This window comes from Compostibacillus humi (assembly GCF_014637175.1).
In the GTDB taxonomy this organism is placed as follows: domain Bacteria; phylum Bacillota; class Bacilli; order Bacillales; family Amphibacillaceae; genus Oceanobacillus; species Oceanobacillus humi.
This window is the reverse complement of record NZ_BMEV01000072.1, coordinates 1-16,507: the sequence shown is the minus strand read 5'-3', so window position 1 is coordinate 16,507 and position 16,507 is coordinate 1. Positions and strand designations below refer to the sequence as shown.

Below are 16,507 nucleotides of genomic sequence, written 5' to 3'. Positions count from 1 at the left end.
ATGACACGTGGATAAGACTTTTCCCACTTGCTTTGCATTCGTTCTAAGGCTTCTAAAGCTTCTTCACGGTCTTTCGCTTGATAGACGGCCTTAAAATCATCGAGAATGGCTGCGCGATCCTTACACGTACTTTACTGGAAATGTTTCGAGCGACATGTACACAACACACTTGATGTTTCGCCTTTGGATAGACACGATGAATGCTATCTGTCATCCCTGGCAATCCATCGGAAATGAAGAGAAGAACGCTTTCTACTCCTCGCTCATGTAGGCATTGGAGGAGTTCTTCCCATACGTGCGAAGACTCAGTTGGTGCAATGGTAAAGTCTAAAACTTCTTTGTTTCCTTCTTCCGTAATACCAATAGCGATGTAGACAGCTTCTTTTTCAACCGTTTGACGTCGAATCGGAATATGAGTGGCATCCAGGTAAATGCACACATAGCGTTCTTCCAGCTTTCGTTCATGGAAAGCCTGCACGTCTTCAGAAACAAGTTGCGTTAGGTTCGAAACCGTTTGTTTGGAATAGCGATGTCCATACATTCGCTCCATGAGATGAGCGATTTCATTTGTCGTAATCCCTTTTTCATAAAGGTGAATGACAAACTGTTCCAGCGTATCATTGGAACGCTTATAGGGAGCTATTGTTTGTTGTTGAAACTCTCCATTACGGTCTCTAGGAATACGAAGGTGTAGTTCTCCGTATTCGGTTTTAAAGGTACGATCGTAGTAGCCATTACGGGAATTGCCGGAATGAAAACCTTCTCGATCATAAGGCTCATAGTCTAAAAAGACAGTTAATTCATGTTTCAACAGCTGATTGATGGCTGTTTCCAAATGATGACGAAAAACTTCTTCGATATTTTGTTTTTGTGCTAGTGCTTCGATTAAATCTGTAGTAAGATGATTCATAGGGAAGACCTCTTTTCTGTGGATTTAGTAGGCTAACTTTATTCTACAGAAAGGGTCTTCCTTTTTCTATGAACATTATTTAGTAATTTCTATTTACACAAAATATTTTACACTCTCATTTTACACTCTCAAATCTATTTTGCTCATTATATGAAATTATTTTTGTTATATTATATTTGGAGTATCCTTGGTTACATGATAATCTTCGGAGCATCGTTTTACATGTTCTTGCGGAATAACCGAGATTTCCAAGAGGCTGAAGGACAAAATTAAAGAAGAAAATAGGGTTAGTTTTTGGGCTAGTCCTTCGCTTGGTTTGGCACAAGTAAGGCAGAAGGATGATGACATCCAGGGGGGAAAGCTCGAATCCTCTAGGGTTGCATTTCCCCTTACCGTTATCGATTTTGGGATGCAAGAGGATGATTCCAAGTATGTGAAGAAGTAACTTTAGCGCTAAAACATGCGAATTCTAAGCGCATGTGGAAGAACTCTTTATCCTAAAGCAAGCGAATTTTAAACACATGAGAAACAACTTTTTCCCTTAAATGAACAACTTCCAAGACGCATGGATCAACTTTTTCGCTAGAACGAGCAAATTTTAAGTGCTTGTGGAATAAATTTTCCCTAGAGCGAGTACTGAGCACATGTGGGGCAACTTTTCCCTTGAGTAAGTGACTTCTAAACATAAGAAAGCCCGATACTTACCACAAAAAAGTCCTCTCCCTTTACTACCAAATAACGAAAAAAATACCGGTCTATCCTTCATGTTTCCATGAAGGACAGAACCGGTTTCCAAGGTTTGATCAGAATAGCTTGTAAACAACTAAAATCTTATGCTTGTTTTACCGTTTCATCTTGAAGTTGACGCCATAATATTTTACCACTGGAAGTCATTGGTAAACGATCGCGAAACTCCACCATTCTTGGATACTTATAAGCTGCCATTTTGCCTTTAGCCCACTCGATGATTTCATTTTCTGTGACTTTTCCTTTGTACTCTTCATTTAATATAATAAAAGCTTTTACTGTCTCGCCGCGTCTTTCATCTGGGGCACTTACGACACACGCTTGCTGTACAGCCGGATGTTGATATAAGATCGATTCTACTTCTGTCGGCCATACTTTGTATCCAGATGCATTAATCATTCTCTTTAAGCGATCGACAATGAAAAAGTATCCTTCCTCATCCATTGTTACAATATCCCCTGTTTTGAAAAACTTTTTCCCATCAATTACCACGTGACTTGCTTCTGTTTCCTCCGGTTGTTTATAATATTCTTTAAACAGTTGCGGACCATGGACGATTAGTTCCCCTTCCTCGTTTGGACCAAGTTCCTCCCCTGTAACAATGTCAATAATCCGGGCATCCACGCTAAATGAAGGAATTCCCAGACATTGTAGTTTCGGACGTTGCGGAGGATTAAAATGTGTATGGGATATCGTTTCGGATAATCCATAACCTTCTACATACTCCAACCCTGTTACTTGTTTCAACTGATTACCGACTGCTTCTGGTAATGTTGCACCACCGCCGCCGACGAGCTGTAACGAGGAAATATCGTATTTTTCGAGATTTGGATTAGCTAAAAAGTCAATGAGCATCGTACTAATATTAATCCAATGGGTACATCTATACGTTTCGATTGCTTTCGCAGCATAATCGCGGTCCCAACGTGTCAATACAACCATAGTCGCTCCGATATAGATAGGGGCAAACAAACTATGCAACACGCCAGTAACATGGAAAAGAGGCAATGTTGTTAGCGTAACGACATCGGGTGTTAAAGATACCCAATGATTTGCACTGACGGTGTTCGCTTGAACTGACCGATTCGTATGGACACACCCTTTCGGAACACCAGTTGTCCCTGAAGTGTATGGTATAAATGCCGTATCCTCACTTTCACCCGTGTACGGAGAAGGTTGCAAATCGTGATTGATTGCCACTGACCATGGAACCGTATTAGTAAATCTTTCCGTTGGAGCGGCCACTTCGGGAGGTAGTTCACCTAATGCGTGCTCAGGTGCTGCATACTCTGAATAGGATGCAACAATAACTCCTTCTAGTAGACCCTTTTCCCGTAATGGAGCAACTTTTCCATATAACTCCTGACTAACTAACGCATGTTTAATATCACCGTCATTAATAAAATACTCCAAATCGTCTGTTGTACTCATTGGATTAATTGGGACAACAACAGCTCGAACTCGCAGTATTGCGAATAAACTGATAATAAAATGAGGAGAGTTTTGCATAAAAAGCAACATATGCTCTCCCTGTTGAACAGCTAACTCCTTTTCTAAATAAGCAGCTAATTTTTCCACTTCATTATAAATTTCTTGATACGAATAGGACCTCCCATAATATTCGATAGCTACTTTATTTGGATATTTTTTTGTTGTCATCGCTAAATTATCATAAATTGTCGTCTCTGGCACCGTCACTGTCCGCGTAACACCGAATGGCCAATGTGCAAAATGAGCCGTATTTTTCATTATCGTTTTCCCCCTTTTCTTTTATAGTAAAGATTCATTTTCACCACTTCTTTTTTACAATCAACGAAGTTCTAACTAACTACCTTTTTTCCAATCAGTCGTGGAATAAGATTGATCTTTCCTTTTTGACTAGCGTACTTCACATCCGCTTCCAGTCCGAAATGATTTAACATTTGCCCGACTTTCGATTCACCAAGAATTCTTTCACTATCCTCCGAAAAACGTTCGTAAAATAAAGCTGCACTCCGAGCACTATCTGTAAGGTCGATTTTCCCTTCACCATATAATTGGATGAGCTTATTAATGAGATACCCCGCACCATAATAATCTTCTAAGCAAAATTGCCCTGAAGAACCAGAGCAAACAACGAGAATCGTCTCCCCGTTATATTGTTTCACAATTTCTTCAGCAACTGCTTGACCGTTTAACAGCGATGCAATATATGTTTTTTTCGCATCTGCTACGTTACGGATGGCCACCGTCCCATTTGTTGTTGATAAAATTACTTTTTTTCCTCTTACATGATCGAGCAACAACGATGGGGCTGGGTTATTAAATCCATCAATGACCATGCCAGCATATTCCCCTGTAAGACAGATATCCTTCTCATCATGTTTTTTTCCTTCCGCTCGGGCTTCTTGTTCATCTAAAACAGGAATGACACATTCGGCGCCTTCTGATAAAGCTGCTGTAATTGTTGTCGTTGCTAGTAAAATATCTAGCACGATAGCTATTTTGGTCTGATCTATTTTTTCATGATCAATTTCTTCTTTTTTCATTAACAGATTTATTTTCATCAAAATGAATCCAACCTTCAACTTAGTTTATGACTTGCATAAGTTACGATTTATGCACGGTTTGCCACGCATAGTAGACGAGATTTTTTACAAATTCATTAAAATGCGCAAACCGCTGATCTTGTGTTTGTCCTTGTTTATACCGATAATAAATTTGTTGGCAGATTACCGCGAGTTTGAAGTAAGCAAACGTTAAGTAAAAGTCAATATTTTCCAAATCCCGTCTACTTCGTTTTGCATACTCCTCCATAAATTGATCCCGTGTATAAAATCCATCCTTTATCGTCACTGGCGGCTTACCAAGGCCTGTTTTTAACATCATTGGATCATCTGCTTGGATCCAGTAACTCATAGCCGCACCCACATCTGCTAGCGGATCACCAACTGTCGTCATTTCCCAATCGAACAAACCTGTCATTTGGCTAAAGTCTTCTGAGAATAATGCATTATTTAATTTATAATCGTAATGAATAACCGTCGGTTGTGGAGAAGTTGGGATATTTTTTTCTAAGTAGCTCGTTAGTTCTTCAACATAAGCAACTTCATCTGTTTTGGCTCGCTCATACCGTTTAATCCACCCGAATACTTGTCGCTCTAAAAATCCATCCGGTTTAGCTAAATGAACGAGGCCTGTTTTGGTGTAGTCTACTTCGTGTAATTCTACTAACTGATCAACCATCAAGCTCGAAATTTTTTCTCCCAACTCCCTTGTATAATCAATCTGCGTTGGAAACTCTGTATCTAGAAAGATTCCTTTCCGGCGCTCCATGATAAAAAAAGGACTACCAACAACAGACGTATCATCTGAAAAAATATATGGTTTGGGGGCTGCTGGGTACACAGGATGTAAGTTTTTTAAAATGGTATATTCCCGTTGCATATCATGCGCTTTCGGAGCTACCGGCCCAAGAGGGGGTCTCCGTAATACAGCTTCCCAATCATCGATTTTTAATAAATAAGTTAAATTCGAATGACCTGCACCAAATTGCTCTATTTCCAATGTTCCCTCTGGTGCTTCCGGAACATGGTCATTTAAAAACTTCTGTAACCGTTTCTTATCAAGTTCTTCTCCTTTTCTTACAGGAATTGTTTCACTGTATAAATTACTCATTTCCCTCGCTCACCCCTTTATTGTATAAATATACTAACTAGTAGGTATAACGATAATATAATATATATTTACAGTCGTTTATAGAAAAATTTAATCTACGCTAATTCCAGTTAACACCAAATTGGAAAAAATCGTTGCTAGTTCATCCGGGGTAACTTCGCCATCCGGTTTATACCAGTTGTAGCTGTAATTCGTTACCCCTAAGATGCCAAAAGCAACCATATCCGGACGAAGATCTTCCTTAAACTCACCTGCTACCATACCACTTCGCACGACATCTTCTATATTTAACCGGAACTGATTACGTTTTTTCTTAATCTTATCTATATTTTTATTATTTAAGTGGCGGATTTCTCTAAAAAACACTCGACCACTAGACCCTTTGTCTTTAATATCCTTAATTAACATGAGAATAATTTCTGTCACTTTTTCACGGTGGGATAGCGATTCATTATCCAAAATTTGTTGTTGGCGCATTAATAGATGATCAATATATTGCAGATGGATATCCATCAGCAATTGTTCTTTAGAAGAAAAATAGTAATAAAATGTTCCTTTTGTTACATGTAAGGCATCCACAATATCTTGAATCGATGTTTGACTGAATCCTTTTTCTTCAAATAATTGAATACTTTGTTGCGTAATTTGTTCTTTCATCTTATTAGCTCCGTTCCTTTCTATTATTTTTACTACTTATAATCTACCAAAAACATCGATTAAGCACCAATACGATTGTTAGAGTGGTCTGAGTCAACCATTTGTGGGCAACTTTTTGTGAACCCCAATAATTGTAAGCGGATTCACTCTTGCTGGGTACTCCTTTGATGTGCTATTAATCTCTTTTTAAAAGCCTCTCAATCCTTTGAGCGCTTGATATACAGGAATATTCGCTTTCCCTTTGAGATACATTAAATTATCTCTTGTCGTTTCGTTCATTGTGCGAGCTATCTTTTTCATGTAACTTCTTGTTCGAATGTCCTCTTGCTTCGAATCCATCCTAGCTTCTACTTGACCAAACGGGGTTTTTAACGACAAATGATCCAGACAAGCTACTAAACCAGTACTCATTGCACGCACGCCTTTATCTACCCAACTACGTCCATTCTTCAATCGCTTCGCAAACACCCTCATTGTGGCCTCCGCACTTCCCATCGGTCGCATGCCATCTGTATTTATTCCCTGTTCTTGAAGCCATTGGCGATAATCCCCTAGGGCTTCCGGATACTTTTCTAGCTGACTGATTAAATGTTCTAATCGTTCTTCTTGCTCCTCTGTTTCGAGAGTACCGACGGCGCTGTTTAATTTGGTTAGTAATCTCTGGCCATCATAGGAAGCCAATGCCTTGGTCATTTGACGATAGCGAGGATGATGACGGCATATACTTCGAATATCACGAGCGACATGAAAACGGTCGATACAGAAGAAAGCTCTCCCTTTAAAATGTTCACGACAAGCAGTAATCCAATGGGCTCCATCTCCATTGATCACAAGCTTATGGATGGTTGGATCGTACTCATAAGTGTCTACCAAAAAATCCTCAAAGGCTTCCCAAAATGGTTGCTTCCCGTCATGAATAAAATGACGTTTGTTTTTTAAACGTACTCGCTTTCCATTTGTTTCCCAACCTTGATGAACGGCTGCGATTTTTTCTTCTTTCCCTTTTTTCTTCTTCCCTTGTCGCTTTACATATAAGCCATCTACTTCTACAAATAGCACCGGGCGAGGAACGGACAAACGCGGTGTAGGCACACTGGAAACCTCCATCAACAGTTGCCTGATGGCTTCGTGACTCATCACAGGATAACCTAACAACGTTTCCAGGGCTTCTGAGGCCTTTCGATAAGAAGGTCCTTTTACGGCTAAATCTATCGCTGCAGCTTCCACCAACGGGCTAAAATGTCGTTCTCCTTGATAGTCTAAGTAGCGATCAAGAAGATAAACGTATTTTCCTGTTTCTCTGTCCCGATAATACGTCCGGTTTATTTTCACTTCCCCAAATAAACTTACTATTTTCATCGGATATTTTTTCTTATAACGAAATCGTTTTTTATCTCGAGTTTCCATAATCTGTTTATCCATCTCTTCTAGAATGTCTTTCATTTAATTTTATCAAGGAGTGACCCTTTTTTCATGCCTTTTACATGGTAGCTAGCGCGCTAACGCTTGCTTCCCCCTCATTTTGGGAAGGGTTCATTGACCCTTTCCAAAATGAGGGGGGATATTTTTTGCCCACAATAATTTTACTCTTACGTTAGAGTGCATGCTGTCCGCCATCGACCGTTAACACATCTCCCGTTACATAATCAGATGCCTTGGAAGCTAAAAATAAAGCTGCCCCTTTTAAATCAGAATCACTTCCTAATCTTCCTAGTGGTGTTGTTTGTAAAATATGATCCTTTGCTTGTTCAATAAGAACTTTTGACATTTTTGTTGGGAAAAACCCTGGTGCAATCGCATTGACGTTAATATTGTGATGTCCCCATTTTACGGCTAAATCTTTTGTAAATGTCATTACTGCACCTTTGCTCGTATTATAGCCAATCGTTTGCATGAACGGTGGTGTGCCGCCAAAGCCAGCAACAGAAGCAATATTGATAATTTTTCCTTGTTTTTGTTCAATCATTACTTTTCCAACTTCTTGACTCATTAAAAATGTTCCCGTCACATTGACATCGATCACTTTTTCCCAAGCTTCTAGTGGCATATCGACTACATCCGCACCCCACGTAACACCACTATTATTTACTAAAATGTCGATGGATCCAAAATGGTCTTTCGTTTGTTTGACAACATTTTTAATATCATCTATATTCGTCACGTCACATGAAAATGCTAGTGAGTCGACACCAAATTCTGCTTTTAACTTTTTACTCATTTCTTCACATGGTTCTAATTTTCTCGAACAAACAACGACATTTGCCCCCGCTTCAGCATATGCTGTTGCAATCTGTGCGCCAAGCCCCCGGCCACCTCCGGTAACGATGGCTGTTTTTCCGTCTAATTTGAATAAATCTAGTATACTCATCTATGATTCCCCCCGTTATTCATAAAAGATTGTTAGCTAGTTGATCAACCTTATTGATACTTCCTTAATTCTAATCTTGCTATTTGGCGATTGTGTACTTCATCCGGCCCATCGGCAATCCGCAGCGTCCGAGCATTTGCGTAAAAGTTCGCAAGTGGAAAGTCATCACTGACCCCTGCTCCACCAAATGCTTGAATTGCCCGATCAATAACTCGCGTTGCTACATTCGGGGCAACGACTTTGATCATCGCAATTTCTGCCTGCGCTTCTTTATTACCAACTGTGTCCATCATATGTGCCGCCTTCAATGTAAGGAGACGCGCTTGTTCAATTTCTGTTCTTGACTCAGCGATCCAGTGCTGTACAACACCATGTTCTGCGATTGGTTTCCCAAACGTTTCCCTTTCTTGAACCCGCTTACATAAGTATTCAAGCGCACGTTCCGCAGCACCAATGAGCCGCATACAATGATGGATTCTTCCAGGTCCCAGACGCGCTTGGGCAATGGCAAATCCTTTTCCTTCACCCCAAATCATATTACTCGCTGGAACGCGAACGTTGTCAAATAGGATTTCGCCATGACCGTGCGGAGCCCCATCATACCCAAAAACCGGCAGCATTCTTTTAATCTTGACACCTGGTGTATCCAATGGAACTAAAATCATCGATTGTTGTTCATAACGTGGTCCATCCGGATTACTTTTCCCCATAAAAATTGCAATTTTCGTCCGCGGATCCCCTGCTCCAGAAATCCACCATTTCCGACCGTTTAAAACATATTCGTCCCCATCACGAACAATACTCGATTGAATATTCGTTGCATCACTTGATGCTACATCTGGTTCCGTCATCGCAAAGCAAGAGCGAATTTTTCCTTCTAGTAGCGGCTCCAACCATTCTTTTTTTTGTTCTTCGGAGCCGTATCGAGCTAAAACTTCCATATTACCTGTATCTGGAGCATTACAATTAAACACTTCTGGTGCAATTGGCGACCGACCCATAATTTCACATAATGGAGCATACTCCAAATTCGTCAAACCAGCCCCATACTCCGAATCAGGTAAAAATAAATTCCATAGGCCTTCTGCCCTTGCCTTTGCTTTTAACTCTTCCATAATTGGCGGTACACGAGCCCAACGATCTTCCTGCTCTAACAATTGTTCCTCATAAACACGTTCATTCGGGTATACATGCTCATCCATAAACCGTAGTAACTTCTCTTTCAGTTCTTTTATTTTTTCTGAATGTGAGAAAATCATCTTGTTAGCCTCCTTCATTTTTATCCTAACCGGTTAGTATGTTCTGAATATTTAATACAATTGTAAGCGATATCTTAAAAAATTGCAAGGACAGTATTACGCTAGTAACCGGTTGGAAGGGTTTTGCCTTTAAAGAAATCCTATGATTAGCTTTGCGAACTATCTGAATCCACATATAAGATGTTCGCCGATTTTGCTGGATATGAAATTTAAGCAAATTAGATCATCGTGATCATGTGAACTACTCGCCACTTAGCTAACGCTTGAAGTGGGAGCTTCTCAACTCCTCGACGAAAGCACTCTTTCGTCTCCTTGAGCGTTACTTCGGGCAGTCCCTGCCCTAGATGTCCAACGTTTCGGAGTTCTTTTCGTACCTTGGATATTTTACGCATGGAAGGAACAGCTTGGTTTTCGCATTTTCTTTCTCCATGCAACCATATATATCCAGTTATCAAAGAACGTCATAGGTTGATTTTATCAAAATGTCGGACAATTGAACAGGCAAAGCCTGTCCTTGTCCGAAGCCAATTCATCTCCCACTTTCACTGGTGCTAAAAGCACCTTCACGTTTAGAAGTGAGAGACTTCTTGGCTGTAAAGTTAAAATAAAGCATAATCTATTTGTTCCATGCTCCCGTAGCCTAGATCGCTATCAGTTTCGAATTTCTGCTCGCTTATTCGTCCGAGTTGTAGGAAAAGCTTTTATATTACTGTATGCAACATGAGTACCTAGACATAGAGGCTACGGAAGCATCATTCACTTTTTTTGACCTTCATCTAGTGAGTTATGATATTGAGCGTTTTTCAATCACAGCGATGTTAGCGAAAAGCTATGAATCCTGATGAAAAAGCAATTACTTAAGTACTCTGTATATGTTCTTTGTGGAATTGAGGCTTTCTTTTTTCTTTAAACGCTCGTACCCCTTCACGGTGGTCCTCCGTTGTTACAAGGGTAGCTTGTGTAATCCGTTCTTGTTCTAGAATTTCATCTAAAGAAGAGGTAAACGATTGGTTCGTAATTTTCTTGATAAAGCGATATGCTTGTGTCGGCCCATTTGCAATTTTAGAAGCAAAGGCAAATACACTTTCTTCAAATGTATCAAGCGGATATACATGATTGACAATGCCAAGCTTATAAGCTTTTTCCGCAGTTATCGGCTCGGCTGTAAAAAATAATTCTTTTGCCAAATGTGGGCCGATCAGCCTTGGTAAAAAGTACGATCCACCACCGTCCGAAACTAATCCAACTTGCGAAAAGCTCATGACAAAGTTACTTCCTTCTGCCGCAAGGATTAAATCACTTGCTAAAGCAAGGTTAAATCCTGCCCCTGCCGCAAAGCCATGCACGGCTGCAATAATCGGCTTTTCTAAATCCCGCATCGCTATAATCAATTCGTTTAATTCACCGATATGGTTATAGGCATCGATACCTTCCGCCGTTCCCATTGTTTTCACATCGCCACCAGCACTAAATGAGCGGCCGGAACCGGATAGAACAACTACTCGAATCGCCTCATCTTGCTTCGCTTCTTCGATTGCTTCTTTTAAGCCGGTTATCATGCTCGGGCTAAAAGCATTCAAACTATCTGGGCGATTCAACGTTACATGCATTATTCCTTCCTTCACATTTACTAACAAATGATTATCTTGTTTAACTCCCATCGTATCGCTCCTTATTTATTGTAGTTAGGCATAATGGATGCCTATTTGATTCATTTTTTAGTTGTAGTACATAAATGAAGACTGTTTATACTTTAGATAGTTATGATCTGATCAATCACCACATTTCTTCTTTCATTAAGAAAAATAGGCTTTCATCACGAATATCAAACGGATTTTACAGACATTTGTTGCAACCTTTCTCTTAATTCAGGCGGGATGGGTACCGTTTTTTGCTCCACATAATTAAAACAAACTAATGTAGCAGTCGATTTGGCAATGGTAATTCCTGTCTCTTTATTTGTAATTTCTTGATATAACGTAAAGCTTTTAGTCCCTATTTTCGAAACAGTTGTCGTAACGTTTAAAATTTCAGCAGCATACGCTTGGGCTAAATAATCACATGTCGTAGACGCTAAGATTAAATTGAATGTTGCGTCTTCTGGTGCTTCCCCTATACCTAGTTGTTTAAAAAACTTCGAACGTGCTTCATCGAGATACAAAAAATGACTCGTATTATTGACATGTCCCGCGGCATCTGTTTCACTAAAACGTACATAAACTTCAATAGTATGAACTGTTGACATCCTTATTCTCCTCATTCTTTCTCCCGTTCTATGATCATCGCAATTCCTTGACCACCACCGATACACGCTGTAATTAAGGCATAACGACTATTTGATCGCTCTAATTCATAGACAGCCTTTGTCGTAAGAATTGCCCCCGTAGCACCAAGTGGATGCCCGTGGGCAATTGCTCCACCATTCACATTTACTTTCTCCGGGTCCATTCCAAGCTCCCGATCACAGGCGATTACTTGCGCTGCAAACGCCTCATTGATTTCAATAATATCCATATCCTCCAGTTACATTCCTGCCTGTTCCATTACTTTTTCCGTAGCTGGAACTGGACCTATCCCCATAATATTCGGATCCGCACCGGCTACTGCGGATTCACGAATTACCGCAAGGGGGGTAACTCCTATTTGTTCCGCTTTTTCCCGCGACATAATGACAAGCGCACTAGCCGCATCGTTAAGACCTGAACTATTTCCCGCAGTCACCGTACCACCTTTTAGAAATGCTGGTGGTAATTTGGCTAACCCTGCTTTTGTCGAATCCGGACGTGGATGTTCATCTGTATCAAATTGAAGGGGTTCACCTCTTCGTACTGGAATTGTAATGGGCACGATTTGTTCTGCGAAACGTCCTTCTTCCATCGCCCGAGCCATTCTTTGTTGGCTACGTAAGGCAAAATCATCTTGTTCTTCTCTTGATATTTCATATTTTTTCACTAAGTTTTCTGCTGTAATGCCCATAGGTGGATCTCCTATTTCTTCCGGTGATAACTGGGCATTTTTAATTTTTGGTGGCACCGGACTATATGCTCGCTCCGCACGTTCCAATAAATGAGGTGCCCTGCTCATACTTTCAATTCCACCAGCTACATAAACATCACCAGCTCCTGCTTGAATGGCTTGTGCTGTCAACATAATCGCATTAATTCCCGAACCACATTGACGATCCACGGTAAGACCTGGTAATTCCATCGACAAACCCGTTTGTAAAGCTGTTAAGCGAGCAATATTTCCACCACCACTTAACACATTTCCCATAATAACGTCATCAATTTGATTTGGGTCAATCGTTGCTCGTTTAATTGCTTCTTTCGTCACTTCCGCACCAAATACATGTGCAGGAATGGATGCTAGTGCTTGACCTTGCCTACCAATTGGCGTTCAAACGGCTGATACAATAACAGCATCCCGCTTCATTGATTCCTCTCCTCCTTATGTATACGTTTGAAAAACGACATTCCCTTTAATCACTTCTGTACCGCTTTGATTTACCGCTGCTACGTGAAAGTCCATTTTTTCCCCATCTTTTTCCTGTAGTTTTGCTTGTAATGTTAGGACATCACCGAGAAAAACCATCCCCGAAAATCGAATGGTATAATCTTGGATAAATCCTTCTTCTAAATATGGGGTAAACAATTTAGCAAGATTTCCCATCGTCCACATGCCGTGGGCAATAATTCCAGGGAGTCCTAATTTTTTTGCCTCTTCATCGATCGTATGAATCGGATTATAATCACCAGAAGCTCCGGCATACTTAATTAAATCAAGTCTCGTTACAGGTTCTAATGTTTTCTCGTCCAATACATCGCCACTACGAAGTTCTGCTAATTGTTTCATCGTACCAATTCCTTTCGAACAGTTTCGGTAATAATGACAACTTGTTCTTCCGTAAATATATTTTCACCTTCTGCATCTTCCCCATAAAGTTTTAAAATAATAAAACCCATCCAGCCATTTTTACCCGTTTTTTCATAATAATCAGCTACTTCTGTATAGCAATAAATCGTTTCCCCTACGAATAATGGTCTTTTGTAATGATAGATTTGTTCCCCATGGATTAACCCTTTGTTCGGTAGCTGTAACTCCTCAATCTCGCCATATTCAAACACTCTGGGAAACGTCGGTGGTGCAATATTTTTGCCATACCTGGATTGTTTCCCATACACTTCATCGATAAAAATTGGGTGCGGATCGCCGATAGCTTCGGCGAATTTTTTTACCATGCCCCGTTCTACTATGTTTTTTACTTTTTCCGAACGTTTTCCGATCATTTCTTTAAACATGGATCATTTCTCCTTTCTTTTTTCATTTAAACCGTAGGTCCGCCAGCTACATAAATTACTTGCCCATTGACAAAGGACGATGCCTCATCTGCAAAAAAGGCAACTGCATTGGCAATATCTGACGGTTTTCCACTTCTGCCAACAGGGATTTGGCTAACACTCATTTCGACTAACTCATCAAAGGTAATGCCAACACGTCTTGCTGTTTCTTTTGTCATTTCAGTTTCAATAAAGCCAGGAGCAACTGCATTAACGGTAATCCCAAATTTTCCAAGTTCAATCGCTAATGTCTTTGTAAAACCTTGGATTCCCGCTTTGGCTGTTGCATAGTTGGCTTGCCCACGATTACCTAGGGCAGATGTGGAAGAAACATTAATAATCCTTCCATACTTCTGATCAACCATGTATTTCTGAGCTGCCCGGGATGCATAGAAAGCCCCTTTCAAATGCACATCCATCACTTGTTGCCAATCGTTATCGGTCATTTTAAATAAAAGATTATCCCGAATGATCCCTGCGTTATTAACTAAAATATCTAAAGAACCAAACTTCTCAACTGTTTCTTCCATAACTGTTTCTACTTGTTGGGCATCTGTCACATCTGCTTGCTTAGCTAAAATTTCATATCCTTGATCCTTGAGTTCTTTTTCCGTTTCGTGAAGGGCCTCTTCATTAATATCAATAATTGCTACTTTCGCCCCTTCTGCTGCTAATTTTTTCGCAACTCCTTGACCAATTCCTCGGCTTCCACCTGTTATGAAAGCTACCTTTCCAGTAAATCGTTGTGTCATATCTAGTACCCCCTAATGTTTATCATTTATTTTAAATAAATTGACCTACTTGAACATGACCTTTTAATAGATTTCTTGAAATAATTAGACGTTGTATTTCATCTGTACCATCGTAAATCCGCCATAATCGTGCCTCCCGATACCAGCGTTCAATTGGCAACTCGCGTGTATATCCCATGCCCCCGTGGATTTGTAAAACACGATCGACAACGCGATTTCCCATATTGGATCCGTATAGTTTGGCCATCGATGCTAAATGACGGTTATCTTCACCCTGATCGAGTGTGAATGCCGCATTTAAAACAAGCCATTTCGCTGCTTCAATCTCAACAGCTGAATCAGCAATCATCCACTGGATTGCTTGCCGTTCTGCAATTGGTTTGCCAAAAGTTTTACGTTCTTTCGAATAGTCAATCGCCATTTGCAGTAGCCGTTCTGCAGCGCCTACGGCTGTTGCACCAACTACCCAGCGCGCAAACCCAATCCATTCTAGGCCAAGATCGTAGCCGCCATGTAGTTCACCTAATATATTTTCTTCTGGGACACGTACATCTTCGAAAATGATAGAGGCAGGTCCCCACTCCCCCATCGTATGAATATACTCGGAGCGCCAACCCATTTCTCGATCGACGATAAAACAAGTTACACCATCTCTACCATTACGTGCATGTCTTTCTTTATCTGTTACAGCTATAACCATGACAAAATCTGCTTCATTTCCATCGGTAATAAATGTTTTCTCCCCATTAATTACCCATTCGTCCCCATCTCGAACGGCTGTTGTTTGTAAATTGCGAGTATCCGAACCGGCATCTGGCTCTGTCATCGCAAAACAAGATTTCTTTTCTCCGTTAATCGTTGGTATTAAATATTTTTCTTTTTGCTCGTCATTTCCGTAATAAAGAATGTTATCTGCGGAACCTCCGAATTGAAAAGGGACAAATGTTTTGGAAACTTCCATTAAAACGATGGCAAGCATCATATGCCCAATATCGGCTCCACCATATTCTGCAGGTGTATTAATCCCCCAAAAACCTGCCTCCTTTGCTTTTAGTTGCAATTCCTCTATTTTTTCCTTCGGTAAACTCGGTTTTCCCTCTCTTTCATTTCGTAATACTTCATTTTCCAATGGCATCAATTCGTTTTCGACAAATTTACGAATCGTTTCCTGGACCATTTTTTGTTCATCTGTTAATCGTAAGTGCATTCCATTCACGTCCTTTCGCTATTATCCCTTTATACTAACCAGTAGGTATGCTTGAGTTTCTATTTCTTTATTACGTACGTTTATAACTTCTCTTACAGATTCAATGTTCCTCCGTCAACAATCAATGTTTCTCCTGTAATAAATGATGCTTCATCGGATGCTAAGAAAAGAACCGCATTTGCAACCTCTTCGGCTTTTCCTATTCTTCGTAAAGCATTGGCGGTAGACAGGATAGGCCACTTATCTGTTTTTCTCCAATCATCGACCATTTTTGTATCGATTACCCCTGGAGCAACAGCATTGACACGGATATTTTTTCTCCCAAACTCTGTTGCCGCCGTTTTAGTGAGTGTCATGACACCACTTTTGGAAGCAGAGTAAGGAGAGACGAGTTTTTGTCCTTTGATGCCAGCGATACTTGCGATATTTACAATCGAACTACCTGGCTCCAGTGAAGGAATTGCATATTTCATCCCTAAAAATACCCCTGTCAGATTAATCGTATTGTCAAAAATTTATAGATAAAATCTAGATGATTTATTGATATATAAGGTTTTATAAACAAAAAACTTGCCACCCCCATTGTTTTAGGGTATTAGTGAGGTAACCACAC

The 16,507-nt window shown here is 40.3% G+C and carries 13 protein-coding genes and 3 pseudogenes; all 16 read right to left on the bottom strand.

The annotated features are described in order from the left end of the window. Positions 1-910, bottom strand: a pseudogene (locus tag IEV18_RS14575) (IS256 family transposase); the annotation flags it as partial. A gap of 831 nt (positions 911-1,741) precedes the next feature. Continuing rightward, entirely contained in the window at positions 1,742-3,406 is a 1,665-nt protein-coding gene (locus tag IEV18_RS14570; RefSeq protein WP_188393123.1) for a long-chain-fatty-acid--CoA ligase, read from the bottom strand. A 71-nt stretch (positions 3,407-3,477) separates the two neighbouring features. Next, positions 3,478-4,203 (bottom strand): 2-phosphosulfolactate phosphatase, encoded by a 726-nt coding sequence (locus IEV18_RS14565; RefSeq protein ID WP_229733669.1) that lies wholly within the window; start codon positions 4,201-4,203, stop codon positions 3,478-3,480. Between the two features lie 43 nt (positions 4,204-4,246). Beyond that, positions 4,247-5,314: a phosphotransferase family protein gene (locus IEV18_RS14560; RefSeq protein ID WP_188393121.1), complete on the bottom strand. Its 1,068-nt coding sequence runs from the start codon at positions 5,312-5,314 to the stop codon at positions 4,247-4,249. A 90-nt stretch (positions 5,315-5,404) separates the two neighbouring features. After that, complete coding sequence (locus IEV18_RS14555) at positions 5,405-5,971, bottom strand: TetR/AcrR family transcriptional regulator (RefSeq protein WP_188393120.1); 567 nt, start codon at positions 5,969-5,971, stop codon at positions 5,405-5,407. A gap of 186 nt (positions 5,972-6,157) precedes the next feature. Continuing rightward, a complete protein-coding gene (locus IEV18_RS14550; RefSeq protein WP_188393119.1) occupies positions 6,158-7,414 on the bottom strand; it encodes an ISLre2 family transposase in 1,257 nt (418 codons plus the stop codon). Between the two features lie 151 nt (positions 7,415-7,565). Next, positions 7,566-8,339 (bottom strand): SDR family oxidoreductase, encoded by a 774-nt coding sequence (locus IEV18_RS14545; RefSeq protein ID WP_188393118.1) that lies wholly within the window; start codon positions 8,337-8,339, stop codon positions 7,566-7,568. A 50-nt stretch (positions 8,340-8,389) separates the two neighbouring features. Beyond that, on the bottom strand, positions 8,390-9,598 hold the full coding sequence (locus tag IEV18_RS14540; RefSeq protein WP_188393117.1) for an acyl-CoA dehydrogenase: 1,209 nt from the start codon (positions 9,596-9,598) through the stop codon (positions 8,390-8,392). Between the two features lie 857 nt (positions 9,599-10,455). After that, positions 10,456-11,259, bottom strand: a complete 804-nt coding sequence (locus IEV18_RS14535; RefSeq protein WP_188393116.1) for an enoyl-CoA hydratase/isomerase family protein — start codon at positions 11,257-11,259, stop codon at positions 10,456-10,458. Positions 11,260-11,423: 164 nt separating this feature from the next. Further along, positions 11,424-11,843: an acyl-CoA thioesterase gene (locus IEV18_RS14530; protein ID WP_188393115.1), complete on the bottom strand. Its 420-nt coding sequence runs from the start codon at positions 11,841-11,843 to the stop codon at positions 11,424-11,426. 11 nt (positions 11,844-11,854) lie between these two features. After that, positions 11,855-12,988, bottom strand: a pseudogene (locus IEV18_RS14525) (thiolase family protein). A gap of 57 nt (positions 12,989-13,045) precedes the next feature. Next, a complete protein-coding gene (locus IEV18_RS14520; RefSeq protein WP_188393114.1) occupies positions 13,046-13,450 on the bottom strand; it encodes a MaoC/PaaZ C-terminal domain-containing protein in 405 nt (134 codons plus the stop codon). Continuing rightward, positions 13,447-13,896 carry a MaoC family dehydratase N-terminal domain-containing protein gene (locus IEV18_RS14515; protein ID WP_188393113.1) on the bottom strand — a complete coding sequence of 150 codons (450 nt, stop codon included), beginning with the start codon at positions 13,894-13,896 and terminating at the stop codon, positions 13,447-13,449. Before IEV18_RS14515 ends, IEV18_RS14520 begins: the two co-directional genes overlap by 4 nt. Positions 13,897-13,922: 26 nt before the next feature. Next, the gene (gene fabG, locus IEV18_RS14510; protein ID WP_188393112.1) at positions 13,923-14,687 is read right to left on the bottom strand and encodes a 3-oxoacyl-ACP reductase FabG; all 765 of its coding nucleotides are present in this window, start codon (positions 14,685-14,687) and stop codon (positions 13,923-13,925) included. A 31-nt stretch (positions 14,688-14,718) separates the two neighbouring features. Further along, on the bottom strand, positions 14,719-15,894 hold the full coding sequence (locus tag IEV18_RS14505; protein ID WP_188393111.1) for an acyl-CoA dehydrogenase family protein: 1,176 nt from the start codon (positions 15,892-15,894) through the stop codon (positions 14,719-14,721). A 92-nt stretch (positions 15,895-15,986) separates the two neighbouring features. Then, positions 15,987-16,394, bottom strand: a pseudogene (locus tag IEV18_RS14500) (SDR family NAD(P)-dependent oxidoreductase); the annotation flags it as partial. Positions 16,395-16,507 lie beyond the last annotated feature (113 nt).

Coding starts and splice junctions, on each gene's coding strand:
- IEV18_RS14570 (WP_188393123.1), bottom strand. CDS start 3,406: ATGAAAAATACGGCTCATTTTGCACATTGGCCATTCGGTGTTACGCGG.
- IEV18_RS14565 (WP_229733669.1), bottom strand. CDS start 4,203: ATGAAAATAAATCTGTTAATGAAAAAAGAAGAAATTGATCATGAAAAA.
- IEV18_RS14560 (WP_188393121.1), bottom strand. CDS start 5,314: ATGAGTAATTTATACAGTGAAACAATTCCTGTAAGAAAAGGAGAAGAA.
- IEV18_RS14555 (WP_188393120.1), bottom strand. CDS start 5,971: ATGAAAGAACAAATTACGCAACAAAGTATTCAATTATTTGAAGAAAAA.
- IEV18_RS14550 (WP_188393119.1), bottom strand. CDS start 7,414: ATGAAAGACATTCTAGAAGAGATGGATAAACAGATTATGGAAACTCGA.
- IEV18_RS14545 (WP_188393118.1), bottom strand. CDS start 8,339: ATGAGTATACTAGATTTATTCAAATTAGACGGAAAAACAGCCATCGTT.
- IEV18_RS14540 (WP_188393117.1), bottom strand. CDS start 9,598: ATGATTTTCTCACATTCAGAAAAAATAAAAGAACTGAAAGAGAAGTTA.
- IEV18_RS14535 (WP_188393116.1), bottom strand. CDS start 11,259: ATGGGAGTTAAACAAGATAATCATTTGTTAGTAAATGTGAAGGAAGGA.
- IEV18_RS14530 (WP_188393115.1), bottom strand. CDS start 11,843: ATGTCAACAGTTCATACTATTGAAGTTTATGTACGTTTTAGTGAAACA.
- IEV18_RS14520 (WP_188393114.1), bottom strand. CDS start 13,450: ATGAAACAATTAGCAGAACTTCGTAGTGGCGATGTATTGGACGAGAAA.
- IEV18_RS14515 (WP_188393113.1), bottom strand. CDS start 13,896: ATGTTTAAAGAAATGATCGGAAAACGTTCGGAAAAAGTAAAAAACATA.
- fabG (WP_188393112.1), bottom strand. CDS start 14,687: ATGACACAACGATTTACTGGAAAGGTAGCTTTCATAACAGGTGGAAGC.
- IEV18_RS14505 (WP_188393111.1), bottom strand. CDS start 15,894: ATGCACTTACGATTAACAGATGAACAAAAAATGGTCCAGGAAACGATT.